Raw genomic sequence first — 25,050 nt, 5'->3', positions numbered from 1 at the left:
TAAGAGGTGATGGACATGGATATGAGCGTGAAGCTGAACTTGTCTTATCCTGCGGCCCCAAAGGCGACGGCTGTTGCCGAGAAGCCTGCGGAAAAGCCTCAAGCGGTCGCTGCGTCAGTGGTTGCTGTCAAGGATGAAGGTAAAAGCGGCTTAACCGAGCAGGAAAAACTGAAGATGGCCGTTCAGGAAATCGAAAAGTTCGTTCAGTCGGTCAAGCGTAATCTGGAGTTCTCGATTGACGAGCCTTCAGGCAAGGTTGTGGTAAAAGTGATTGCCAGCGACTCTGGTGAGGTGATCCGTCAGATCCCCAACGAAGAGGTCTTGAAACTGGCCAATAGTTTGAATGATGCAAGCAGCCTGTTGTTCAGCGCTAAAGCCTGACAACTGGCACGAATTTTGTTGCTATGTTCTTTTGGGCGTTGTAGTGGTCAAAAGGCCGGCGACACACTGAAGGGAGTTTCACATGGCAAGTCCAATTCTACCGGGCACAGGTTTAGGTTCCGGCCTTGATACTGGTGCTATCGTCAAAGCATTGGTGAACGCTGACAAAGCGGCCAAGCAAGGTCAGATCGACCGTGGGACCGCTACCAACTCGGCGAGCATTTCCGGGATCGGTACCTTGAAATCGCTGCTGGCCACGTTCCAGACTGCGCTCAAGGATCTGGGCAGCGCGACGTCCCCTCAGTTCACCGGTTTTGCAGCAACCACTGGCAACGCTAAAGTTGTCACCGCCACCGCTAATAACTCAGCGGTCGCCGGTACTTACACCATTGCCGTCACTAAGTTGGCAACCAGCTCGAAAGTGGCCAGTGCCGCCTTCGCCGGTGGTGCAACCAGCCCGGTCGGGTCAGGCACCCTGACGATCAATCAGGGCAGCAAATCCTACACCGTTAACGTTGCGGCGGGCGCCACCCTGCAGTCGGTTCGCGACGCGATCAACACTCAGTACCAGTCCAGTGGCCTCAGCGCCAACATCGTGACAGACAGTTTTGGCTCGCGTCTGGTGATGGGTTCCAGCACCACGGGTGCCGGGTCCGAGCTCAAGGTAAGCGGTATTGCCGGCCTGGAGATGGACGGTACGGTGAAAATGGCGGCAACGCCGACGGCGACTTCTTCCGGAGCCATCGGTGAATTGCCCGTGGACGCGCTCTACAGCGTTGATGGCTTGCCCATGAGCGGTCCTTCAAACACCGTGAGCAACGTTTCCGGGTTGTCGATGACCTTGCTGTCCCAGGACACCACCACCATAACCGTCGCAGGCAACAACGATGGCCTGAAAGCTTCTATCCAGAAGTTTGTCGACGCGTACAATGCTGTGGCCAACGCAGTGACCTCCTTGACCAAGCCGTCCCTGGATGACGATGGCAAGCTGACCGTTTCCGCGGCGCTGACCGGTGACCCGCTGCCACGTTCGATTCTGGATTCCTTGCGGGGCCCGCTGTCGCAGACCGGTGCGGGCGACAAGCTGACTGTGCTTTCCCAGTTGGGTATCACCACCAACCAGAAGACCGGCGCACTGGACTTTGACAGCACCAAGTTCAACACTGCAATGAACGACAAGAAGCTGGGCGGTGAGGTTCAGACACTGTTCACGGGTACCAACGGTCTGATTGAGCGTATGAACAACGCGATCAAGCCTTACACCGAAGGTAAAACCGTCAATGGCAAAGCAGTCGACTCTATCCTGGACGCGCGCGCCAAGAGTCTGGATTCAACCAAGAAAAAGCTGTCCAATGACCAGGCGGCCCTGGATCGCCGAATCGAGACCCTGACGGCGGTGCTGACCAAAAAGTACAACGACATGGACACGCTCGTTGGTAAGTTGAAAGCGACAGCCAGTAACATCACCTCGATGTTTGAGGCGATGACAGCGCAGCAGAAGAACTCGTAACACCCGAACCGCCAAAAGCCCGGCAGCGTTTTAGAGCGCTCCGGGCTTTTTGTTTTTGGATCTAAAGTTTTTTGACGCGTCGTCGATACACTGGTTATACGAACCACAGATTTCTGATGAGGTACAACATGAATCCAATGTTAGCCCTTCGCCAATACCAGAAGATTGGCGCTCAGGCGCAGACTTCCGAAGCCAGCCCGCATCGTCTGGTTCAGATGCTTATGGAAGGCGGACTGGATCGCATAGCCCAAGCCAGGGGCGCGATGGAACGCAAAGACATTCCGAACAAGGGCGTTCTGATCGGCAAGGCCATCGGCATCATCGGCGGTCTGCGTGAAGGTCTGGATCTGGAAAATCAGGCTGAATCGGTAGGCGAGCTGGATAATCTCTATACCTACATGATGAAGCGTCTGGCTGAAGCCAATATCAAGACCGATCCAAAAATCCTCGACGAAGTCGCCGACCTGCTTCGCACGGTCAAAGACGGTTGGGATGCCATTGCCGCGCCGGGTCCGCAGTTTTAAGGAGATCACCATGAGTCTTGTCTTGCAGCGAATCGAACTAACCCGCGATGCCCTCGTCGGTGCATTGGCCGAGCGCAACTGGGAGGCCATTAGTGAATTGGACCTGGCTTGCCGTTCCTGCATGGAAGACGTCTTGAGTGAAGCTTCGGTGGATGAGGTCGCGTTGCGCGACAACCTTGAGGAGTTGCTGGGCGTGTATAAACAGCTTCTGGAGGCGGCGACAGGGGAGCGCCAGGCGATAGTCGACGAGATGTCGCAGATCCATCAAGCACAGAGCGCGGCAAAGGTTTACCATCTGTTTGGTTAATTAACCCTCAGTTAATCCAAACATAGTGCGCCATAAATTTGACTGTGCACGGTTTTTTGACTTAACTAGTGGCTGGTACCAGATTTCAGTCGTCTACAGGCATAACGTGTCTGCAAGCGTCTAGCTTGCCCCCTCATTTTGGGCATTGAGTTGACTAGGGAAGTTGCTATTGCATGTGGCGTGAAACCAAAATTCTGCTGATTGACGACGATAGCGTCCGCCGCCGCGATTTGGCGGTGATTTTAAATTTTCTTGGCGAAGAAAATTTACCCTGCGGTAGCCATGACTGGCAGCAGGCTGTCGGCTCTTTGTCCTCAAGTCGTGAAGTGATCTGTGTCCTCATCGGGACGGTCAATGCTCCTGGCGCACTTCCGGGCCTGTTAAAGACACTCGCAACCTGGGATGAGTTCCTTCCGGTTTTGTTAATGGGCGATAATTCTTCCATTGACTTGCCTGAAGACCAGCGTCGCCGAGTGCTTTCGACCCTCGAAATGCCACCCAGCTACAGCAAATTGCTCGACTCGCTGCACCGTGCGCAGGTCTATCGCGAGATGTACGACCAGGCCCGCGAGCGCGGTCGTCATCGCGAACCCAACCTTTTCCGTAGCCTTGTCGGCACCAGCCGGGCGATTCAGCACGTCCGTCAGATGATGCAGCAAGTGGCCGATACCGACGCCAGTGTGCTGATCCTTGGCGAGTCCGGCACCGGCAAGGAAGTGGTCGCGCGCAACCTGCACTACCACTCCAAGCGTCGTGACGCGCCGTTCGTTCCGGTCAACTGCGGGGCGATCCCGGCCGAGTTGCTGGAAAGCGAATTGTTCGGCCACGAGAAAGGCGCTTTCACCGGGGCGATCACCAGTCGCGCCGGGCGTTTTGAGTTGGCCAATGGCGGCACCCTGTTCCTCGACGAAATTGGCGACATGCCGTTGCCGATGCAGGTCAAGTTACTGCGCGTGTTGCAGGAACGCACCTTCGAGCGCGTGGGCAGCAACAAGACCCAGAGTGTCGACGTGCGCATCATTGCGGCGACTCACAAGAATCTCGAAAGCATGATCGAGATCGGCACGTTCCGCGAAGACTTGTACTACCGCCTGAACGTGTTCCCGATCGAGATGGCGCCGCTGCGCGAACGTGTCGAAGACATCCCGTTGCTGATGAACGAGTTGATCTCGCGCATGGAGCACGAGAAGCGCGGTTCGATCCGCTTCAACTCGGCGGCGATCATGTCGCTGTGCCGTCACGGTTGGCCGGGCAACGTTCGCGAACTCGCCAACCTGGTGGAACGCATGGCGATCATGCACCCCTACGGGGTGATCGGCGTGGTCGAGCTGCCGAAGAAATTCCGCTACGTCGATGATGAAGACGAGCAACTGGTCGACAGCCTGCGCAGTGATCTTGAAGAGCGGGTGGCCATCAACGGTCATACCCCGGACTTCACTGCCAACGCCATGCTGCCGCCGGAAGGTCTGGACCTCAAAGACTACCTCGGTGGTCTGGAGCAGGGCTTGATTCAGCAGGCGCTGGATGATGCCAATGGGATCGTGGCGCGTGCCGCAGAACGCCTGCGTATTCGTCGTACCACGCTGGTGGAGAAGATGCGCAAGTACGGCATGAGCCGTCGCGACGGTGATGAACAGGCGGATGATTGACGCCTGTTTTTCAAGTCGTTCATTTGTAGGCGGTTTTTTTTAGGCACGGGTATTGCTACATCCCTCGCAACGTTCCGTTTAACTGACGGTCAGCCTAGCGAGAGAGCACGATGCCCCAAGCCGCCCAGATGTCTCCTGTCCCTGATGCTTCGGGGCAACCGTCGTCCGTAGAGCAGGCAAGCCGGCTTGGCCTTGAGCAGGCGTTCTCGCTGTTCAACCAAATGTCGAGCCAGCTGACTGATTCCTACAGCATGCTGGAAGCCCGGGTCACCGAGCTCAAGGGTGAGCTGGCGGTGGTCAGCGCTCAGCGCATGCAAGAGCTGGCGGAAAAGGAACGTCTGGCCAACCGTCTGCAAAACCTCCTCGATCTGTTGCCTGGCGGCGTCATCGTCATCGATGCCCAGGGCATTGTGCGTGAAGCCAACCCGGCGGCCTGCGAGTTGCTCGGCCTGCCCCTCGAAGGCGAGCTCTGGCGCCATGTCATTGCCCGTTGCTTTGCTCCTCGCGAAGACGACGGTCACGAAATCTCTCTGAAGGACGGTCGACGTCTGTCGATCGCCACTCGTTCGCTGGATGCCGAGCCCGGGCAGTTGGTGTTGCTCAACGACCTGACCGAAACCCGTCATCTGCAAGATCAGCTGGCTCGCCACGAGCGCCTGTCGTCTCTCGGCCGAATGGTCGCCTCGCTGGCCCATCAGATTCGGACGCCGTTGTCCGCCGCGTTGCTCTACGCCAGTCATTTGACTGAGCAGGAATTGCCGGTCGCCACGCAGCAACGTTTTGCCGGGCGCCTGAAAGAGCGGTTGCATGAGCTGGAACATCAGGTTCGCGACATGTTGGTGTTCGCGCGGGGCGAGCTGCCGTTGACCGACCGCGTCACGCCCAAGCAATTGATGCAGTCGCTGCAATCGGCTGCACTGACTCATGTTCAGGATTTGCCGATTCGCTGGCAGTGCGACAGTCATGCCGGTGAACTGCTGTGCAACCGCGACACCTTGGTCGGCGCAATCCTTAATCTGATCGAGAACGCCGTTCAGGCCAGTGCCGGTGATGTCCGCTTGAAAGTGCATTTCTATGCCAGGGGAAACAACCTGCGGGTGTGCATCAGTGACAGCGGCAGCGGCATCGACGGCAAAGTACTGGCGCGCTTGGGTGAGCCGTTTTTCACCACTAAAACCACCGGGACTGGCCTGGGCCTGACCGTGGTCAAGGCCGTGGCCCGTGCTCATCAGGGAGAATTGCAGTTGCGCTCGCGGCCGGGTCGCGGCACCTGCGCGCAGGTCATCCTGCCGCTTTTTTCCGGTGAACAGCCTAACGCTCAGGGAGCGGAGTGAAGGACATGGCAATCAAGGTTTTACTGGTCGAGGACGACCGCGCGCTACGCGAAGCACTGGCCGATACGCTGCTGCTCGCGGGGCACGATTACACGGCCGTCGGTTCGGCGGAAGAGGCGCTCGCGACGGTCGGCAATGAGGCCTTCAGCCTGGTGATCAGCGACGTCAATATGCCAGGCATGGACGGCCATCAACTGCTCGGTTTGCTGCGAACGCGTCAGCCGCAATTGCCGGTGTTGCTGATGACCGCTCATGGTGCGGTCGAGCGGGCCGTCGATGCGATGCGCCAAGGCGCGGCGGATTATCTGGTCAAGCCGTTCGAGCCCAAAGCCTTGCTCGACCTCGTGGCGCGGCACGCACTGGGCACGCTCGGTGCGACCGAGAGCGAAGGGCCGATCGCCTTCGAGCCGGCCAGTGTGCAATTGCTGGAACTGGCCGCGCGGGTCGCGCGCAGCGATTCGACGGTATTGATCTCCGGCGAGTCCGGGACCGGTAAAGAAGTGTTGGCGCGTTATATCCATCAGCACTCCCATCGCGCCAGTCAGCCGTTCATTGCGATCAACTGCGCGGCGATCCCCGACAACATGCTCGAAGCCACTTTGTTCGGTCACGAAAAAGGTTCATTCACCGGCGCCATCGCGGCGCAGGCCGGCAAGTTCGAGCAGGCCGATGGCGGAACGATCCTGCTCGACGAAATTTCTGAAATGCCCCTCGGGCTCCAGGCCAAATTGCTGCGGGTGTTGCAGGAGCGTGAAGTCGAACGGGTCGGCGCACGCAAGCCGATCTCCCTGGATATACGGGTCGTGGCGACCACCAACCGTGACCTGTCCGGTGAGGTGTCGGCGGGGCGGTTCCGTGAAGACCTCTTCTATCGATTGTCGGTATTTCCGCTGGCCTGGCGTCCGCTGCGCGAGCGTACCGCCGACATCCTGCCGCTGGCCGAGCGTCTGCTGGCCAAACACGTCAATAAAATGAAGCATGCCGCGGCGAAACTGTCGCCCGAGGCGCAGGCGTGCCTGATCGGTTATCTGTGGCCGGGCAACGTGCGTGAACTGGATAACGCGATCCAGCGCGCCTTGATTCTGCAGCAGGGTGGTTTGATCCAGCCCCAGGATTTCTGCCTGTCCGGACCGGTGGCTTGTGCGCCGTTGCCGGCGTTGGCGCCGGTGCGGGTCGTGGAGGTCGAGGCTGAATCGGCCGGGGCGTTGGGTGATGACCTGCGTCGCCGTGAATTCCAGATGATCATCGACACCTTGCGTTCCGAGCGCGGCCGTCGCAAAGAAGCGGCTGAGCGATTGGGCATCAGCCCACGCACCTTGCGCTACAAGCTGGCGCAGATGCGCGATGCCGGGATGGATGTGGAAGCTTATTTGTTCGCGACTTGATTCGTTCGCCAACAACGCCCGGGAAACGCTTTTGTTCAGAGCAGCCACGGAGCTGGCACCCTTGTTGCTAACACCTCACTACCCGCCGAGTGAGTGTCAAAAAATTGCGGGTCGCCAACGAGAGTAGACCATGAGCCAAGGTATTGAATTTAATCGGTTGATGCTGGACATGCGCTCCATGCAAATGGATGCCATGTCTGCGCCTAAATCGACTGCCGCAGTCCCTGAACTGGGTGGCAGCAGCTTTTCCGACATGCTCGGTCAGGCTGTCAATAAAGTGAATGACACCCAGCAAGCGTCCAGTCAGTTGGCCAGTGCCTTCGAGATCGGCAAAAGTGGCGTCGACCTGACGGATGTCATGATTTCCTCGCAGAAGGCCAGCGTGTCTTTTCAAGCGTTGACCCAAGTGCGAAACAAGCTGGTTCAGGCATACCAAGACATCATGCAGATGCCGGTTTAAGGACGAATTGAGTCATGGCAGAAGCAGTCGCCGATAACGTTCCGGCCAAGGCCACCCCAGTAGACGGCAAACCGCCGCTGTTCGGGTTGTCCTTCCTGGAAAACCTCTCCGAGATGACCATGTTGCGTCAGGTGGGCCTGTTGGTCGGCCTGGCTGCGAGCGTGGCGATTGGTTTTGCCGTGGTGCTGTGGTCGCAGCAGCCGGACTACCGGCCTCTGTACGGCAGCCTCGCCGGTATGGACGCCAAGCAGGTCATGGATACCCTGGCCGCCGCCGATATTCCCTACACCGTTGAACCCAACTCCGGTGCCTTGCTGGTCAAGGCCGAAGACCTGTCCCGTGCACGGCTCAAGCTCGCGGGCGCTGGTGTCACTCCCAGCGATGGCAACATCGGTTTTGAAATCCTCGACAAGGACCAGGGCCTGGGGACCAGCCAGTTCATGGAAGCGACCCGTTATCGTCGCGGCCTCGAAGGCGAACTGGCGCGGACCATTTCCAGCCTGAACAACGTCAAGGGCGCTCGCGTGCACCTGGCGATTCCGAAAAGCTCGGTGTTCGTGCGTGACGAACGCAAGCCAAGCGCTTCGGTGCTGGTTGAACTGTATTCCGGCCGCTCGCTGGAGCCGGGTCAGGTGGTGGCGATCATCAATCTGGTCGCGACCAGCGTTCCCGAACTCAGCAAATCCCAGATCACCGTGGTCGACCAGAAGGGCAACCTGCTGTCGGATCAGGCGGAAAATTCCGAACTGACCATGGCCGGCAAGCAATTTGACTACAGCCGTCGCATGGAAAGCATGCTGACCCAGCGCGTGCACAATATCCTGCAACCGGTGCTGGGCAACGACCGCTACAAAGCCGAAGTCTCGGCCGACGTGGACTTCAGCGCTGTCGAGTCGACCTCCGAGCAGTTCAACCCGGATCAACCGGCGTTGCGCAGCGAGCAGTCGGTCAACGAACAACGCACTGCCAGCAATGGCCCGCAAGGTGTGCCGGGTGCCCTGAGCAACCAGCCGCCATCGCCAGCTTCCGCGCCGCAGACCACCGGTGGCAGCACCGCGGCAGCCGGCATGGTTCAGCCAGGCCAGCCGTTGATCGATGCCAACGGTCAGCAAATCATGGACCCGGCCACCGGTCAGCCGATGCTGGCACCGTATCCGGCGGACAAGCGTCAACAATCCACCAAGAACTTCGAACTCGACCGTTCGATCAGCCACACCAAACAACAGCAGGGCCGTTTGAATCGCCTGTCGGTGTCGGTGGTGGTGGATGATCAGGTCAAGATCAACGCCGCCAATGGCGAGACCACCCGTGCGCCGTGGAGTGCCGATGAATTGGCGCGCTTCACTCGCCTGGTGCAGGACGCCGTCGGTTTCGACGCGAGCCGTGGTGACAGCGTCAGCGTGATCAACATGCCATTCTCCGCCGAGCGCGGTGAAGTGATTGCCGATATTCCGTTCTACTCCCAGCCTTGGTTCTGGGACATCGTCAAGCAAGTGCTGGGTGTCTTGTTCATCCTGGTGCTGGTGTTCGGTGTGCTGCGTCCGGTGCTCAACAACATCACCGGTGGCGGCAAAGGCAAGCAACTGGCCGGCATTGGCAGCGACGTGGAACTCGGTGGCATGGGCGGCCTGGACGGCGAACTGGGCAACGACCGCGTCAGCCTCGGTGGTCCGCAAAGCATCCTGCTGCCGAGCCCGAGCGAAGGCTATGACGCACAGTTGAATGCAATCAAGAGTCTGGTGGCAGAAGATCCGGGTCGCGTGGCCCAGGTCGTGAAAGAGTGGATTAACGCAGATGAGTGATAACCGAGCCGTTGCCGCCAAACTGACCAAGGTCGACAAAGCCGCGATTCTGCTGCTGTCCCTGGGTTCGACCGATGCTGCCCAAGTGTTGCGCCACATGGGGCCCAAAGAGGTCCAGCGCGTCGGCGTGGCCATGGCGCAGATGGGCAACGTCCATCGCGAGCAGGTCGAACAGGTCATGAGCGAGTTCGTCGACATCGTCGGCGACCAGACCAGCCTGGGCGTCGGCTCCGACGACTACGTGCGCAAAATGCTCACCCAGGCACTGGGCGAAGACAAGGCCAACGGCCTGATCGACCGCATCCTGCTGGGCGGCAACACCAGCGGCCTCGACAGCCTGAAGTGGATGGAACCACGCGCCGTCGCCGATGTGATCCGTTACGAGCACCCGCAGATCCAGGCGATCGTCGTGGCCTACCTCGACCCGGATCAGGCTGGTGAAGTGCTTGGCAACTTCGACCACAAGGTGCGTCTGGACATCATTCTGCGGGTCTCCTCGCTGAACACCGTGCAGCCAGCGGCCCTGAAAGAACTCAACCAGATTCTCGAGAAGCAGTTCTCCGGCAACTCGAATGCCTCGCGCACCACCCTGGGTGGCATCAAGCGTGCGGCCGACATCATGAACTTCCTCGACAGCTCGATCGAAGGCCAGCTGATGGACTCGATCCGCGAAGTCGACGAAGACCTGTCCGGTCAGATCGAAGACCTCATGTTCGTGTTCAACAACCTGTCCGATGTCGACGACCGCGGGATTCAGGCGTTGCTGCGTGAAGTGTCCTCCGACGTGCTGGTGCTGGCCCTCAAGGGTTCGGACGAAGGCGTCAAGGAAAAGATCTTCAAGAACATGTCCAAACGAGCGGCCGAACTGTTGCGCGACGACCTCGAGGCCAAGGGCCCGGTGCGCGTCAGCGACGTGGAAACCGCGCAGAAAGAAATCCTCACCATTGCCCGCCGTATGGCCGAAGCCGGAGAAATCGTTCTCGGCGGGAAGGGCGGCGAAGAGATGATCTAAGGTCACTATGTCGTCCAAACATGATGAGTCCCAGACCGACCTGATCCGAGGCAAGGCCGTCGCCGGTTTCGATGTCTGGGCGTTGCCCAGTTTCGATCCGTTTGTGCCGGAGCCCGAGCCGGAACCCGAGCCCGAACCGCCGGAAATGGAAGAAGTGCCGCTGGATGAAGTCCAGCCACTGACCCTCGAAGAACTCGAAAGCATCCGTCAGGAGGCTTACAACGAAGGCTTCGCCATCGGCGAGAAAGAAGGCTTTCACAGCACCACACTCAAGGTCCGTCAGGAAGCTGAAGCCGTCCTGGCGCCGAAGGTTGCCGGCCTGGAACAGCTGATGGCCAACCTGTTCGAGCCCATTGCCGAGCAGGACACCCAGATCGAGAAATCCCTGGTCGACCTCGTGCAGCACATCACCAAACAGGTGATTCAGCGCGAACTGGCCATCGACTCGACGCAAATCGAACACGTCATGCGCGAAGCCCTCAAGCTCTTGCCGCTGGGCGTGGGTAACGTGCGGCTGCACATCAATCCGCAGGACTTCGAACAGGTCAAAGCCCTGCGCGAGCGCCATGAAGAAACCTGGCGCATCGTCGAAGACGAATCCCTGCTGCCCGGCGGTTGCCGGGTCGAGACCGAACACAGTCGCATTGACGCCACCGTTGAAACCCGCGTCGCCCAAGTCATGGCAAAGCTGTTCGATCAGTTGCATGACCAGGCCTTGCACCCGGCCGCTCCGGATCTGAGCCTGGAACTGCCGGTCGACGAAAAACCTGCGGTCGAGCCGACGCTGGACGAACCTGATGCGCCTTGATCGCACCAGCTTCGCCAAGCGCCTGGGCAGTTACGCCGAGGTCACTACGCTGGCGGGGGCGCCGATCCTCGAAGGCCGTCTGCTGCGCATGGTGGGCCTGACCCTCGAAGCCGAAGGTTTGCGCGCGGCAATGGGCAGCCGCTGCATGGTCATCAACGACGACAGTTATCAACCGGTGCAGGTCGAAGCCGAAGTCATGGGTTTCTCCGGCAGCAAGGTGTTCCTGATGCCGGTCGGCAGCGTCGCCGGCATTGCGCCCGGTGCCCGTGTGGTGCCTATGGCAGACACTGGCCGCTTGCCGATGGGCATGAGCATGCTCGGGCGGGTGCTGGACGGCGCTGGCCGTGCGCTGGATGGCAAGGGCGGCATGAAAGCCGAAGACTGGGTGCCGATGGACGGCCCGACCATTAACCCGCTCAAGCGTGAACCGATCAGTGAACCGCTCGATGTGGGCATTCGCACCATCAACGGTTTGTTGACGGTCGGTCGCGGTCAGCGTCTCGGTCTGTTTGCCGGTACCGGCGTCGGTAAATCCGTGCTGCTGGGCATGATGACCCGCTTTACCGAGGCCGACATTATCGTGGTCGGGCTGATCGGTGAGCGGGGTCGTGAAGTTAAAGAATTCATCGAGCACATTCTCGGTGAAGAAGGGCTCAAGCGTTCGGTGGTCGTCGCCTCGCCGGCGGACGATGCACCGCTGATGCGTCTGCGCGCCGCGATGTACTGCACGCGAATCGCCGAGTATTTCCGCGACAAGGGCAAGAACGTCCTGTTGCTCATGGACTCGCTGACCCGTTTCGCCCAGGCCCAGCGGGAAATCGCCCTGGCCATTGGCGAGCCGCCCGCAACCAAAGGCTATCCGCCGTCGGTGTTCGCCAAGTTGCCGAAACTGGTGGAGCGGGCCGGTAACGCCGAGAAGGGCGGCGGTTCGATCACCGCGTTCTACACCGTGTTGTCCGAAGGCGATGACCAGCAGGACCCGATTGCCGACTCGGCGCGAGGCGTGCTCGACGGGCACATCGTGCTGTCCCGGCGCCTGGCGGAAGAAGGTCATTACCCGGCCATCGATATCGAAGCCTCCATCAGCCGGGTCATGCCGTCGGTGGTCAGCCCCGAGCACATGGCGCGGGCGCAGATGTTCAAACAGTACTGGTCGCGCTATCAGCAGAGCCGCGACTTGATCAGCGTCGGTGCCTACGTGCCGGGCGGTGATCGTGAAACCGACGTCGCGATTTCCCTGCAGCCCGCCATGACCACTTATCTGCGTCAGGGCTTGAACGACAATATCGGCATGGGCGCCAGCGAAAACCACCTCGCCTCGATCTTCGCTCCGGCAGCGGGCGGCTAACCGGCCATGGCCCTGAGCCGCGCGGCACGCCTGGCACCCGTGGTGGAAATGGCCGAAAAGGCCGAAAAAACCGCGGTCATGCGCCTCGGGCACTTCCAGGGCCAGGTTCGTGTGGCGGAAAGCAAGCTCGCCGACCTCGAAAACTTCCGCCTCGAATACCAGGAACAATGGATTGTGCGCGGTAGCACTGGCGTTTCCGGCCAGTGGTTGCTTGGCTATCAGGGATTTCTTGCGCAATTGGGCACCGCCATCGATCAGCAGCGCCAAAGCCTGAACTGGCACCAGAACAACCTGAACAAGGCGCGCGAGTCCTGGCAGCAGGCGTTTGCCCGGGTCGAAGGTTTGCGCAAACTTGTACAACGCTACATGGACGAGGCGCGCAAGCTCGAAGACAAGCGCGAGCAGAAGCTGCTGGACGAATTGTCCCAGCGGTTGCCGCGGCATGATCCGTATTGAATCAGTGGGATCGCGTTACCGTTCTTCGCGGGCAAACCACGCTCTACAGGTTTTGTGTCGTTTGCGAGTAATGTGGACGCATAACCTGTAGGCGCGAGGCTTGCCCGCGAAGGCGGTCTGACAGGCGTGACAACTTCCCGCCTTGCTCCCATCTCCGCCAAGTGCTAAACCTTGTACACGTACGTTTACCCATGACAAGGAAGCCGATAAATGTCAGTTGTTACAGATGTATCTCCGGATGGGAAAAAGCTGACGATTTCGATCGAGGGACGATTCGATTTTGGTCGGCATCAGGAGTTTCGCGAGTCTTACGAGAAACTCGAAAAAAAACCGGAATCTGTTGTGGTGGACTTAAGGAAAGCCACGTATCTCGATAGCTCGGCGCTGGGGATGCTGCTTCTGCTCCGTGATCACGCCGGTGGCGACAGTTCCGATATTCGCGTCGTTAACAGCAATTCAGATGTGCGCAAGATCCTCGCCATCTCCAATTTCGACAAGCTGTTCGACATCACTTGACCGCCATGCAGCCGTCGCTTGAACCGCTGACCATCCTCATCGCCGAAGACAGCGCGGCCGATCGCATGCTGCTGTCGAGCATTGTCCGTCGTCAGGGCCACCAGGTATTGACGGCCGCCAACGGTGCCGAAGCCGTCGAAGCGTTTCGCCAGCAGCGGCCGCACCTGGTTCTGATGGACGCCATGATGCCGGTCATGGACGGTTTCGAGGCGGCACGACAGATCAAGGCGCTGGCCGGGGAAACCCTGGTGCCGATCATCTTCCTGACCTCGCTGACCGAAAGCGAGGCCCTGGCCCGGTGTCTGGAGGCCGGTGGTGACGACTTTCTGGCAAAGCCCTACAACCAGGTGATCCTTGCCGCCAAGATCAAGGCCATGGATCGCTTGCGCCGATTGCAGGCCACGGTGCTGCAGCAGCGTGACCTGATCGCCAAACATCATGACTACTTGCTCAACGAGCAGCGGGTGGCCAAGGCCGTATTCGACAAGGTGGCGCATTCGGGCTGTCTGAGTGCGCCAAACATCCGCTACCTGCAATCGCCTTATGCGCTGTTCAACGGCGATCTGCTGCTGGCGGCGTTCACCCCGGCCGGCGACATGCATGTGCTACTGGGTGATTTCACCGGTCACGGGCTGCCGGCCGCGGTGGGCGCGATGCCCTTGGCTGAAGTCTTCTATGGCATGACTGCCAAAGGGTATGGCCTGGCTGAAACCCTGCGTGAGATGAACGCCAAGCTCAAGCGCATTCTGCCGGTGGACATGTTCTGCTGCGCCACCTTGCTGTGCCTGAGCTTTCAGCGGCGCTCGGTGGAAGTCTGGAACGGCGGGATGCCGGACGGTTATCTGCACAACATCGTCAGCGGTGAGCGCACGCCGTTGACGGCGCGGCATTTGCCGTTGGGCATACTGAGCCCGCAAACCTTCAATGACCGCACCGAAGTGTTTCCGATGGCCGTTGGTGATCGGGTGTTTCTACTCTCCGACGGGGTCATCGATACCTGCGATGCCAACGATCAGTTGTTCGGTGTAGAGCGCTTGCATCAGGTGTTTGCGGCCAATCGTCAGCCAGACGCGCTGTTCGAGGACATCGAGCAGGCACTGCGGGATTTTCGTGGCGAGGCCCGCGATGATGTGAGCATGGTCGAGATCAGTCTGCTGGAGGCCGAGCAATTGAGCCCTCCGGCGCCGGTGTATTCCGACAGCGGCCAGTCGTGTCCGCTGGACTGGTCGGTGAGTTTCGAGTTTCGCGCCGCGACACTCAAACGATTCAATCCGCTGCCGTACCTGTTGCAATTGTTGCTTGAGGTCCATGGTCTGCGGGCTCAGAGTGGGGCGCTCCACAGCGTGTTGGCAGAACTGTATTCCAACGCCCTTGAACACGGCGTGCTGGGTCTGGATTCAAGCCTCAAGCGCGATGCTTCGGGTTTTGCGCGCTATTATCAAACGCGCAATGAGCGGCTGGAGGCGTTGCAGGACGGCTTTGTGCGGGTGCATTTGCAGATCGTGCCGACGGGCAAGGGCGGCAGCCTGATTGTGCGGGTCGAAGACAGTGGCAAAGGTTTCGATGTGGCGCGGGTAATGGAGCGTCCCGTCGACGGTGGCCGTCTGTCGGGGCGCGGCGTCAGTCTGATCCGTCAATTGAGCCGTAGCGCGAGCTGGTCCGACGATGGTCGTAGTGCTCGCGTAGAGTTTTTCTGGGAGGCTCTGGCATAATTCACCCATTCTTGATCAAGGAGTGAGCAAGTGGCTGACACACATCTGGACCGTGCCGTGCTGAGCGCGCTGCAAGAAGTCATGGAGGGTGATTATCCGATGTTGCTGGATACCTTCATTGCCGATTCCGAAAAGCGCTTGTGCGTGTTGCGAGAGGCTGAAGATGCCGCGCAACTCATGAGCACCGCCCATAGTTTCAAGGGCAGCAGCAGCAATATGGGGGCCGTTCGTCTCGCTGAGCTGTGCAATGAGCTTGAGCAACGCGCCAAGCAAAAAAGCCTCGCCGGTATTGAAAAACTGGTCGGGGAAATCGACGGCGAATTCGCCATTATCCGACCGCTGTATGAGGCGGAGCGACAGCGCTCTCTTGCTGACTGACGCAACCGTCCGGCGCTTTTAACCTTTGTCGAGCCGAACTGGCTCGACCTTTGCAATCAACTCACTCAACTGTACCTACGATCCCAGTGCAGCGGAGACCGTTTTATGCCCGTTACCCCCCATTCGCTTCTTCAGGCCGCCGCGACGGCCAAGACTCAAGTCGCCTCCGCCAATACCCCGGCGCTGGCCGCTGAGCCAGGGGGCAAGGCGTCCAGCTTCGCTGATGTTTACGCCGATCAAGCCCGGAACAAGCCTTCTGTGGTCGCCGATAAAGCGGCTAAACCGGCTACCGAAAATGCCTCGAAAACCCACGGCAAACCGGATGTCAGCACTGACAAGCCTGCCGCCCCGGAACGGGCGGTTGCCGATAGCGGCAATTCCTTGCCCGCCGATAAACCGGCGCCGACCGATGACACAGCTGCCAGCGACAACCAACCCGAGACGGCTGAAACGCCGGTCGCCGATACGGCGCCTGTCGATCCGAGCCTCGACCCGGCCCTTGATCCTGCGTTGATGCAGGCAGTGCAGCCGTCGGTAACCGTACCGGCCGCGCAAACAGCTGCGCCAGTTGTCACGACCGCGCAGCCGCAGGCTGAAGCGCCGGTTGCCGCCGCCGTTGTTGCCGCGTCTGTGCCAGTGGAGACGGCCACTGACGGCGATTTTGATCCCGAAGCTGATCCGCTCGACGCATTGCCCGCCGTGCGCATGGCCATGGAGCAGAGCGGCCACGTATCCGCCAGCAGCCAGGCCCAGTCCAAAGCCACGGCTGCCCAGACCCAGGCTGACGGTGAGCTGACGGCGGCGCAGAACTTTGCCGCCGGCATGGCCAGCATGCTCGACGTGCAAGCCGACAAGGACAGCACCAGTCAGGGTGGCGAGAAAGCCTTCAGCGGTCTGATTGATAGCGGCCTCAAGGATTTGACGTCCGCCAGCAGCGATACCCGTGTCGATGACTTCGCCAACCGTCTGGCGGCACTGACCCAGGCGGCCACCCCGAAAACCGCGAATGCCTTGCCGGTCAACCAACCGATCGCCATGCATCAGAGCGGCTGGACCGAGGAAGTGGTCAACCGCGTCATGTACCTTTCCAGCGCCAACCTCAAGGCGGCCGACATCCAGTTGCAACCGGCTGAACTGGGGCGTCTCGATATCCGGGTGAACATGGTTCCCGACCAGCAGACCCAGATTACGTTCATGAGCGCCCATCCAAGCGTTCGTGAAGCGCTGGACAGTCAGATGCAACGCCTGCGTGACATGTTCGCGCAACAGGGCATGGGCCAGGTCGACGTCAATGTGTCCGACCAGTCTCGTGGCTGGCAAGGCCAGGGCCAGGATCAGGCTCAGCAGGGGCAGGGCGGTCGGACCAGCGCCAATGGAGGTCGTCTTGACTCCATGGATGAAGAGGTCGCAACCGCCGTCGCCGAAGTGGCGGCAACCGCTACCAGCGTGATCGGCTCCAGCGCGGTCGACTACTACGCCTGATCACACCTCTCCTGTAGGAGCGAGGCTTGCCCGCGAAGAATGATGACGCGGTATGGCTGATAAACCGCGGCGCCTGTTTCGCGGGCAGCCTCGCTCCTACAATTGATTGCGTTTCGCTGTCTCCCATACCTCCTCGACACTTCTGGCATAACACTTGCTCTTGCCTTGCCGTGCGACTGTGAAAACCCGAATAGTGACGGATTATTGGCATGGCGAAGAGCGACGCAGTAGTAAAAGAACCCGCAACCAAAGGCAAGGTCAAGCTGATCATTGCGATCGTGGTGGCCCTGTTGCTGGCGGTCGGCATGTCCGTGGGGGCGACCTGGTTCTTCATGCACAGTGCCCAGAGCAAGCCTGTCGCCGCCGAAACCGCTGTGGTCGGCAAGCAGCCAGCGATTTTCGAGCCCATGGCCCCGGCTTTCGTGGCCAACTACAACGTGAACGGTCGCCAGCGCTACATGCAGGTGAGCATCACCCTGCAAGGCCGTAATCAGGTTGATCTGGAAGCGCTCAAAGTGCATATGCCGGTGATCCGCAACAACCTGGTCATGCTGTTCTCCGGCCAGGACTTCGCCACGCTGGCGACCCCGGTTGGCCAGGAGATGTTGCGTCAGAAGGCCACGGCCAGCGTCCAGGAAGTGGCGCAGAAAGAACTCGGCAAAGTGGTTATCGAACAGCTGCTTTTTACTAATTTCGTACTGCAGTAGGAACACGACATGGCCGTGCAGGACCTGCTGTCCCAGGATGAGATCGATGCGCTGTTGCATGGCGTCGACGATGGTCTGGTACAGACCGATAACGCTGCCGAACCCGGCAGCGTCAAAAGCTACGACCTGACCAGCCAGGATCGCATCGTCCGTGGACGCATGCCGACCCTGGAAATGATCAACGAGCGATTCGCCCGCTACACCCGCATCAGCATGTTCAACATGCTGCGCCGCTCGGCGGACGTTGCCGTCGGCGGTGTGCAGGTGATGAAGTTCGGCGAATACGTGCACTCGCTGTACGTGCCGACCAGCCTCAACCTGGTCAAGATCAAGCCGTTGCGCGGCACCGCGCTGTTCATCCTTGACGCCAAACTGGTGTTCAAGCTGGTGGACAACTTCTTCGGCGGTGACGGCCGTCACGCGAAGATCGAAGGGCGTGAATTCACCCCCACCGAGCTGCGTGTGGTGCGCATGGTGCTGGAGCAGGCCTTCGTCGATTTGAAGGAAGCCTGGCAGGCGATCATGGAAGTGAACTTCGAGTACATCAACTCGGAAGTGAACCCGGCCATGGCCAATATCGTCGGTCCGAGCGAAGCGGTGGTGGTGTCCACTTTCCACATCGAACTCGATGGGGGTGGCGGCGACCTGCACGTGACCATGCCGTACTCGATGATCGAGCCGGTGCGCGAAATGCTTGACGCCGGCTTCCAGTCGGATCTGGACGATCAGGACGAGCGCTGGGTCAACGCCCTGCGCCAGGACGTGCTGGACGTCGACGTGCCGATCGGTGCCACGGTTGCCCGTCGCCAGTTGCGTTTGCGCGACATCCTGCACATGCAGCCGGGTGACGTGATCCCGGTCGAGATGCCGGAAGAGATGATCATGCGCGCCAACGGCGTGCCGGCCTTCAAGGTCAAGATGGGCTCGCATAAAGGCAACCTCGCGTTGCAGGTGATCGAGCCGATCGAGCGTCGCTGATTGGCGCTCCACCCCCCTATTAATTGGCTGCTCTTGATTGAGCAGTTGCCCGCCGAGGACAAATGATGAACGACGATATGAACGCCCAGGACGACCAGGCACTGGCTGACGAATGGGCTGCTGCCCTGGAAGAAACCGGTGATGCCGGCCAGGCCGATATCGACGCCTTGCTGGCCACCGACGTCGGCAGCTCGTCGTCTAACCGTCTGCCGATGGAAGAGTTCGGCAGCGTGCCGAAGAACCACGATCCGGTCACCCTGGACGGTCCGAACCTCGACGTGATCCTCGACATTCCGGTGTCGATTTCCATGGAAGTGGGCAGCACCGACATCAACATCCGCAACCTGCTGCAACTCAACCAGGGTTCGGTGATCGAGCTGGACCGACTGGCCGGTGAGCCGCTGGACGTACTGGTCAACGGCACCCTGATCGCCCACGGCGAAGTGGTTGTGGTCAACGAGAAGTTTGGCATCCGCCTGACCGACGTGATCAGCCCAAGCGAACGTATCAAGAAGCTGCGCTAAGTGAAGAGGGTTCTGGGGTTTTTATTGGCGTTGCCGTTCAGCGTTCTGGCCGCCGAGCCGGTTGCGACGGCGGCGGCCGCGCCGGCAGTCAGTAGCGGTGTGGCCGGGCAACTGACGCAGTTGGTCTTCGGCTTGCTGTTGGTGCTGGGGTTGATCTTCTTCCTCGCCTGGCTGCTGCGCCGGGTCCAGCAGGCCGGGCCGGCCGGTAAGGGGCAGGTGATCGAGATTGTCGGTTCCCGTGCCTTGGGCCCCCGCGACCGTTTGATGCTGGTGCAAGTCGGCAATGAGCAGATCTTGCTTGGCCTGAGCCCCGGCACGATCACTGCACTGCATGTGCTTAAAGAGCCGATTGAAGTGCCGACCACCACCGAGAAAGCGACCCCGGAGTTTGCCCAGCATCTGTTGAAGATACTCGGCAAGGATCAGAAGGATAAGAAGTAATGGGTGCGTTACGCATCGTCTTGACGCTGGCCCTGATGCTGGTCGCGCCGCTGGCGTTCGCCGCCGATCCGTTGTCGATCCCGGCGATCACCCTGGGTACCAACGCCAATGGCGCTCAGGAATACTCGGTCAGCCTGCAAATTTTGCTGATCATGACCGCGCTGAGTTTCATCCCGGCGTTCGTCATGCTGATGACCAGTTTCACCCGGATCATCATTGTGTTCTCGATCCTGCGTCAGGCCCTGGGCCTGCAGCAGACGCCGTCGAACCAGATCCTCACCGGCATGGCGCTGTTCCTGACCCTGTTTATCATGGCGCCGGTGTTTGACCGGGTGAATCAGGACGCCTTGCAACCGTACCTGGCGGAGAAACTCACCGCTCAGGATGCCGTGGCCAAGGCCCAGGTGCCGATCAAGGACTTCATGCTGGCGCAGACGCGCAGCAGCGATCTCGAGCTGTTCATGCGCCTGTCCAAGCGCACCGACATCGCTTCGCCGGATCAGGCACCGCTGACCATTCTGGTGCCGGCCTTCGTCACCTCCGAGCTTAAAACCGCGTTCCAGATCGGCTTCATGATCTTCATTCCGTTCCTGATCATCGACCTGGTCGTGGCCAGTGTGCTGATGGCCATGGGGATGATGATGCTCTCGCCGCTGATCATTTCCCTGCCGTTCAAGATCATGCTGTTCGTGCTGGTGGATGGCTGGGCGTTGATCATCGGCACCCTGGCAAGCAGCTTCGGCGGTGTGTCGCCATGACGCCGGAAGTGGCGGTAGACATTTTTCGCGAAGCGCTGTGGCTGACCACCATGATGGTGGCTGTGCTGGTGATTCCGAGTCTGCTGGTGGGCCTGCTGGTGGCAATGTTCCAGGCCGCCACGCAGATCAACGAACAAACCCTGAGCTTCCTGCCGCGCTTGCTGGTCATGCTGGTCACGCTGATCGTCGCCGGCCCGTGGCTGGTGCAGACGTTCATGGAATACATCCTGCAGCTGTACGGCAATATTCCTCAGGTCATCGGCTAAACCATGCCGTCGCTGCTGCAGCTGACCGATACCCAGATCAGTACCTGGGTGGCGACGTTCATGTTGCCGCTGTTTCGCATCGGCGCCTTGCTGATGGTCATGCCGGTGTTCGGCACAACCCTGGTGCCCACTCGCGTGCGCCTGTATTTCGCCTTGGCGATCACGGTGGTGATTGCGCCGGGCCTCCCGCCGATGCCGCCGATCAATGCGCTGGATCTGAGTGCGCTGCTGCTGATCGCCGAGCAGATCCTCATCGGTGCGTTGCTGGGTTTCTCCTTGCAGCTGTTCTTCCAGGCGTTCGTGGTGGCGGGGCAGATCGTCTCCATTCAGATGGGCATGGGCTTCGCGTCGATGATCGACCCCACCAACGGCGTCTCGGTGGCGGTGATCGGGCAGTTCTTCACCATGCTGGTGACGCTGTTGTTCCTGTCCATGAATGGCCATCTGGTGGTCTTCGAAGTCCTGACCGAAAGCTTCACCACGATGCCGGTGGGCAGTGGCTTGATGGTCAATCATTTCTGGGAGCTGGCCGGTAAGCTGGGCTGGGTTCTGGGTGCTGCACTGTTGCTGGTACTGCCGGCGATCACCGCGTTGCTGGTGGTCAACATTGCGTTCGGCGTGATGACCCGGGCCGCGCCGCAACTGAACATTTTTTCCATCGGTTTCCCGCTGACCCTGGTGCTCGGGCTGTTCATCGTCTGGGTCGGGTTGGCGGACATCATCAATCAGTATCAACCGCTGGCCTCCGAGGCCTTGCAGTTGTTACGCGAACTGGCACGGGCGCGCTGAGTCATGGCTGAGAGCGAAAGCGGTCAGGACAAAACAGAAGACCCCACGGAGAAACGTAAAAAGGACTCCCGGGAAAAGGGCGAGATTGCGCGCTCCAAGGAGCTCAACACCCTGGCTGTCATGCTCGCCGGCGCTGGCGGGCTGCTGATTTTCGGTGGAGCCCTGGCGCAGGACATGATGGAGCTGATGCGCATGAACTTCACGCTGTCGCGGGAAGTGATTCTGGATCAGCGCAACATGGGCGCCTTCCTGCTGCACTCGGGGCAGATCGCCCTGCTGGCAATTCAGCCGGTGATGATCACCTTGTTGCTGGCCGCGTTGATTGGCCCGATTTCCCTCGGTGGCTGGCTGTTCGCGGCAGGCTCCCTGGCACCGAAATTCAGTCGCATGAACCCCGGTGCGGGGCTCAAGCGGATGTTCTCGGCCAAGGCGCTGGTCGAACTGCTCAAGGCCCTGGCGAAGTTTTTCATCGTGCTGTTCGTGGCGCTGGCGGTGTTGTCTTCCGACATCGACGACCTGATGCGCATCGCTCATGAACCGTTGGACATGGCGATCATTCACAGCCTGCAAGTGGTCGGCTGGAGCACTTTGTGGATGGCTTGCGGGCTGATCATCATCGCTGCCGTCGACGTGCCGGTGCAGCTGTGGGAAAGCCACAAGAAACTGCTGATGACCAAGCAGGAAGTGCGTGACGAACACAAGGATCAGGAAGGGCGGCCGGAGGTCAAACAGCGTATTCGCCAGTTGCAGCGCGAGATGTCGCAGCGGCGGATGATGGCAGCCATCCCTGAGGCCGACGTGGTGATTACCAACCCGACTCACTACGCCGTCGCCCTCAAGTACGATCCCGACAAGGGCAGCGCGCCAGTGCTGCTGGCCAAGGGCAGCGACTTCCTTGCCTTGAAGATTCGTGAAATCGCCGTGGCTAACAATGTGCTGCTGCTCGAATCGCCGGCCCTGGCGCGTTCGATCTACTACTCCACGGAACTGGAGCAGGAAATCCCCGGTGGGTTGTACCTGGCGGTCGCTCAGGTGCTGGCCTACGTCTACCAGATCCGCCAGTACCGCGCGGGCAAGGGCAAGCGCCCGGATCCGCTCAAGGACAACTTGCCGATCCCACCGGATCTGCGGCGTGATTCCTGATCCCGTTCATCTGAAAACTCTGCAACCCTGTTAGTTCTGACAGTAGACGGTCAGCACCCGCTTGCGCTGTCATACCCGTGGGAATTCTCCCGATCAACGTCCTTGCAGTGGTGTTCTGATCATTCGACTGGAGCGCCAAGGATTGGTGTTTGCGTCTGTTCTAGAGGGAATAATCATGACCGAGCGTCTCTATCGAAAACTGCAGGGTATGGAGTTGAAGTTTGTTTCGGGTGTTCTGAAGGATAAGCCGACAGAAAGCGCTATCGGTTATTCGGTCACATTCAGAATGTCGCTGGATTTCGCGTGCTTTGTGCAGATGGCCAATGCTCATATACCTGGATATTTAAACTTTCCAAAAAATGCCATCAGGCCCTCGTTAGAAGGGTTCGCCAGCCATGACAGCTTCAACTATTTAGAAGATTCGGCCGGAAAAATCGGTAGCACAGAGGAGTTGTGCCGCCTTTTTACGGATCCAGAAAACTACAACGATCAGTGGTCCGCCGGGGTCTTGCAGCGACGCCCTCACAAACCTGAATTCTCATTTGTCGATGGGCAACTGCAAGTGGTCGCCACAGTAGATTATCGCCATTCGAAAAAACGCCCGATTCTGGTGAGTGATTTGCCGGTCATTAAATTTCAATGGGCATTAGACCTGTTGCTGGGGCACAACATGGCGGGTGATTCCCTTGCGCCGGGGACAGTCGTCATACTTGGCTATGCCTTGGAGGAGTTGGTGGAGGCGGAGGGATTGCAGATGAATAAAGGTACACGGTACATGGTTGGCAGAACGCTTGATTTCGGTGCCATCCGTGAGGCGCAGATTCTGACGGCGGGATGATTGAGCGCTGGTGTGTGATGTTTTTGTGCCTGACGACCGCTGACGTGAGCCCTTCTGTTTCGAACCTCCCTGCGCAAAAGTTGCGAAGGGAGACCTGCAGTTGGAAAACTGCAGGTGAGTAGGCTTTTAGCTTTGGATTCTAATAGAAATAAAGCACAAAGATGCCGTTGTCAGGCCGCGCAAGCACCTCTCTCAGGTTGTTCTTTCCTGTATCGATTTTCTGGATAACCTCCAGGCTTACAGCATCCAGAACCCAGATAAACGCGGAGGTAAACGTAACGACATAGAGGTGCTTACCGTCGGCGCTCACCGACACATGTCTCGGCGATTTTTCGCTCCAGGCAACATTGATGATTTTGTTGGTAGCCGTATCAATTACCGCAATTTCGCTAGCACTGATATCGGCCACATAAAGGCGAGTACTGTCCTGGTTCAGGGCCATCGAGTAGGCAGATCCAGTGATCGGTATTCTTGCGACAGTTTTTAATTTTTCAGTGTCAATGACGTCAATAGCGGTTGGATCGGAGTCCGACTCCGCGTCGCCCCCGTGGGCAAGGTACACACGCGAACCGCTGGAATTGATAGCGAGGCCAAAAGGCCACGGATTGATCGGCAGCGACAGGACAATGGACTGAGTGCTTGTATCGACTGCTTTCAAGTACCCATTGATTCCCAGTGTGTTACAGGCATAGAGACGTTCGCCGCTTGAACTCACCACCATATAAGGTGAGCCGGATTCGAGGTCGGCGCCTTTCTTGATGTCGTGAGTTTTAGTGTCGATCTCCCAAATGTAATTCGAGTAACGACTGTTGACGTAAGCATGGTCACCGTTCGGGCTTAGGCCACCTAACGTTTCGCCTCCCGTTTCAGGTGAGTAGCTATGAACGATTGTCTGAGTACGGGTATCCATTGCGCGGACATAACTGACGCTGCCATCCGGGGATTGAACGAAATACAGCCGTGAAGCATCCCGGTTGAGGGTGAGGCCGTGGATGCCCTGGACCATCTGTATATTGTCGTTCGCCCGCGTCGCCAGGGGGGCAGCGTGCGGGTAGCTTATCTGGATCTGCGCAAATGGGCCGTGGTGACGGGAGGTCACCTTTTCCAGGCGCAGGTCTGTCAGAGACCTGAGTGCAACGTGAATCTCTGCGCGTTGCTCGCATGTTTGAAATGGCTGGTTGTTGATTTTTACTCGATAGCTCAGTTCATGTCGGCCTTCGGTGAGGTCCTCGGGTTTCACATGGATCATCAAAGGCGATCCGGCATCCGCAGTTGTGATGATGTGTCGAGCAATGACTTTGTCGTCGAGCAGTAGCTCCAGTTCGTTGTCTGAGGCTAAACACGGGTCGGCAATGGTTACGTTCACCCCATTGTAGGGAAAGAAGTCTTCGCGGGAGGCAAGCCTGATTCCGGTGTCTTTCCAGTCGAGAGTGTCGAGATTAACTTTCACCGACGGTGCAGTCAGTGACGTGCGTGTGTTGTTCATGGGGCAATTCCTGTCGCTGCGATTGGTCTTTCATTGAAGGTCAATGCGCGGCACAC

27 protein-coding genes are annotated in these 25,050 nt (G+C 59.2%); 26 read left to right on the top strand and 1 reads right to left on the bottom strand.

Translation table 11 applies throughout. The features are described from left to right. Positions 1-15 precede the first annotated feature (15 nt). The 26 genes from JIO00_RS21405 to JIO00_RS21280 all read left to right on the top strand — a co-directional run bounded on the left by JIO00_RS21405 (position 16) and on the right by JIO00_RS21280 (position 23,508). The gene (locus JIO00_RS21405; RefSeq protein ID WP_010456977.1) at positions 16-381 is read left to right on the top strand and encodes a flagellar protein FlaG; all 366 of its coding nucleotides are present in this window, start codon (positions 16-18) and stop codon (positions 379-381) included. 82 nt (positions 382-463) lie between these two features. Then, complete coding sequence (fliD, locus tag JIO00_RS21400; RefSeq protein ID WP_145309650.1) at positions 464-1,891, top strand: flagellar filament capping protein FliD; 1,428 nt, start codon at positions 464-466, stop codon at positions 1,889-1,891. 128 nt (positions 1,892-2,019) lie between these two features. Then, positions 2,020-2,415 carry a flagellar export chaperone FliS gene (fliS, locus tag JIO00_RS21395; protein WP_010456972.1) on the top strand — a complete coding sequence of 132 codons (396 nt, stop codon included), beginning with the start codon at positions 2,020-2,022 and terminating at the stop codon, positions 2,413-2,415. Between the two features lie 10 nt (positions 2,416-2,425). Beyond that, positions 2,426-2,722, top strand: coding sequence for a hypothetical protein (locus JIO00_RS21390; protein WP_010456970.1), 297 nt, complete (start codon positions 2,426-2,428; stop codon positions 2,720-2,722). 173 nt (positions 2,723-2,895) lie between these two features. Beyond that, positions 2,896-4,371 carry a sigma-54 dependent transcriptional regulator gene (locus JIO00_RS21385; RefSeq protein WP_010456968.1) on the top strand — a complete coding sequence of 492 codons (1,476 nt, stop codon included), beginning with the start codon at positions 2,896-2,898 and terminating at the stop codon, positions 4,369-4,371. 128 nt (positions 4,372-4,499) lie between these two features. After that, a complete protein-coding gene (locus JIO00_RS21380; RefSeq protein ID WP_178113288.1) occupies positions 4,500-5,705 on the top strand; it encodes a sensor histidine kinase in 1,206 nt (401 codons plus the stop codon). Positions 5,706-5,710: 5 nt separating this feature from the next. Next, positions 5,711-7,090: a sigma-54-dependent transcriptional regulator gene (locus JIO00_RS21375; protein WP_200666797.1), complete on the top strand. Its 1,380-nt coding sequence runs from the start codon at positions 5,711-5,713 to the stop codon at positions 7,088-7,090. A 130-nt stretch (positions 7,091-7,220) separates the two neighbouring features. Beyond that, positions 7,221-7,550: a flagellar hook-basal body complex protein FliE gene (gene fliE, locus JIO00_RS21370; protein ID WP_010456962.1), complete on the top strand. Its 330-nt coding sequence runs from the start codon at positions 7,221-7,223 to the stop codon at positions 7,548-7,550. A 14-nt stretch (positions 7,551-7,564) separates the two neighbouring features. Continuing rightward, positions 7,565-9,352, top strand: a complete 1,788-nt coding sequence (gene fliF / locus JIO00_RS21365) for a flagellar basal-body MS-ring/collar protein FliF (RefSeq protein ID WP_169856637.1) — start codon at positions 7,565-7,567, stop codon at positions 9,350-9,352. Then, entirely contained in the window at positions 9,345-10,364 is a 1,020-nt protein-coding gene (gene fliG / locus JIO00_RS21360) for a flagellar motor switch protein FliG (protein WP_007894195.1), read from the top strand. Before fliF ends, fliG begins: the two co-directional genes overlap by 8 nt. A 7-nt stretch (positions 10,365-10,371) precedes the next feature. Then, entirely contained in the window at positions 10,372-11,172 is an 801-nt protein-coding gene (gene fliH, locus JIO00_RS21355) for a flagellar assembly protein FliH (RefSeq protein WP_010456958.1), read from the top strand. Next, positions 11,162-12,520 carry a flagellar protein export ATPase FliI gene (fliI, locus tag JIO00_RS21350; protein WP_077748627.1) on the top strand — a complete coding sequence of 453 codons (1,359 nt, stop codon included), beginning with the start codon at positions 11,162-11,164 and terminating at the stop codon, positions 12,518-12,520. Before fliH ends, fliI begins: the two co-directional genes overlap by 11 nt. A gap of 6 nt (positions 12,521-12,526) precedes the next feature. Continuing rightward, positions 12,527-12,976, top strand: a complete 450-nt coding sequence (gene fliJ, locus JIO00_RS21345; RefSeq protein ID WP_010456956.1) for a flagellar export protein FliJ — start codon at positions 12,527-12,529, stop codon at positions 12,974-12,976. 210 nt (positions 12,977-13,186) lie between these two features. Then, entirely contained in the window at positions 13,187-13,492 is a 306-nt protein-coding gene (locus tag JIO00_RS21340; protein ID WP_010456955.1) for an STAS domain-containing protein, read from the top strand. A gap of 5 nt (positions 13,493-13,497) precedes the next feature. Next, positions 13,498-15,204 carry an ATP-binding SpoIIE family protein phosphatase gene (locus JIO00_RS21335; RefSeq protein ID WP_010456954.1) on the top strand — a complete coding sequence of 569 codons (1,707 nt, stop codon included), beginning with the start codon at positions 13,498-13,500 and terminating at the stop codon, positions 15,202-15,204. A 30-nt stretch (positions 15,205-15,234) separates the two neighbouring features. Further along, complete coding sequence (locus JIO00_RS21330; protein WP_169856641.1) at positions 15,235-15,582, top strand: Hpt domain-containing protein; 348 nt, start codon at positions 15,235-15,237, stop codon at positions 15,580-15,582. Between the two features lie 105 nt (positions 15,583-15,687). Continuing rightward, complete coding sequence (locus tag JIO00_RS21325; protein ID WP_200666795.1) at positions 15,688-17,064, top strand: flagellar hook-length control protein FliK; 1,377 nt, start codon at positions 15,688-15,690, stop codon at positions 17,062-17,064. A gap of 209 nt (positions 17,065-17,273) precedes the next feature. Then, a complete protein-coding gene (fliL, locus tag JIO00_RS21320; RefSeq protein WP_077748629.1) occupies positions 17,274-17,771 on the top strand; it encodes a flagellar basal body-associated protein FliL in 498 nt (165 codons plus the stop codon). A 9-nt stretch (positions 17,772-17,780) separates the two neighbouring features. After that, positions 17,781-18,749: a flagellar motor switch protein FliM gene (gene fliM, locus JIO00_RS21315; RefSeq protein ID WP_010456950.1), complete on the top strand. Its 969-nt coding sequence runs from the start codon at positions 17,781-17,783 to the stop codon at positions 18,747-18,749. A 62-nt stretch (positions 18,750-18,811) separates the two neighbouring features. After that, entirely contained in the window at positions 18,812-19,273 is a 462-nt protein-coding gene (gene fliN, locus JIO00_RS21310; RefSeq protein WP_200666793.1) for a flagellar motor switch protein FliN, read from the top strand. Beyond that, positions 19,274-19,714 carry a flagellar biosynthetic protein FliO gene (gene fliO, locus JIO00_RS21305; protein WP_010456948.1) on the top strand — a complete coding sequence of 147 codons (441 nt, stop codon included), beginning with the start codon at positions 19,274-19,276 and terminating at the stop codon, positions 19,712-19,714. It abuts the gene before it with no gap. After that, positions 19,714-20,472 (top strand): flagellar type III secretion system pore protein FliP, encoded by a 759-nt coding sequence (fliP, locus tag JIO00_RS21300; protein WP_010456947.1) that lies wholly within the window; start codon positions 19,714-19,716, stop codon positions 20,470-20,472. The genes fliO and fliP overlap by 1 nt, the downstream gene beginning before the upstream one ends. Further along, the gene (gene fliQ, locus JIO00_RS21295) at positions 20,469-20,738 is read left to right on the top strand and encodes a flagellar biosynthesis protein FliQ (RefSeq protein ID WP_010456946.1); all 270 of its coding nucleotides are present in this window, start codon (positions 20,469-20,471) and stop codon (positions 20,736-20,738) included. Before fliP ends, fliQ begins: the two co-directional genes overlap by 4 nt. A gap of 3 nt (positions 20,739-20,741) precedes the next feature. Then, complete coding sequence (fliR, locus tag JIO00_RS21290) at positions 20,742-21,527, top strand: flagellar biosynthetic protein FliR (protein ID WP_077748632.1); 786 nt, start codon at positions 20,742-20,744, stop codon at positions 21,525-21,527. A gap of 3 nt (positions 21,528-21,530) precedes the next feature. Further along, positions 21,531-22,670 carry a flagellar biosynthesis protein FlhB gene (gene flhB, locus JIO00_RS21285; protein ID WP_010456944.1) on the top strand — a complete coding sequence of 380 codons (1,140 nt, stop codon included), beginning with the start codon at positions 21,531-21,533 and terminating at the stop codon, positions 22,668-22,670. Positions 22,671-22,845: 175 nt separating this feature from the next. Next, positions 22,846-23,508: a hypothetical protein gene (locus JIO00_RS21280; protein ID WP_042933033.1), complete on the top strand. Its 663-nt coding sequence runs from the start codon at positions 22,846-22,848 to the stop codon at positions 23,506-23,508. Positions 23,509-23,647: 139 nt separating this feature from the next. On the opposite strand, the gene JIO00_RS21275 is transcribed toward JIO00_RS21280, so the two are convergent. Next, on the bottom strand, positions 23,648-24,994 hold the full coding sequence (locus tag JIO00_RS21275; RefSeq protein WP_083375989.1) for a YncE family protein: 1,347 nt from the start codon (positions 24,992-24,994) through the stop codon (positions 23,648-23,650). Positions 24,995-25,050 lie beyond the last annotated feature (56 nt).

It is taken from the genome of Pseudomonas sp. SW-3 (assembly GCF_016615645.1).
GTDB lineage: Bacteria > Pseudomonadota > Gammaproteobacteria > Pseudomonadales > Pseudomonadaceae > Aquipseudomonas > Aquipseudomonas mandelii.
This window is presented reverse-complemented; position numbering and strand designations above follow the sequence as displayed.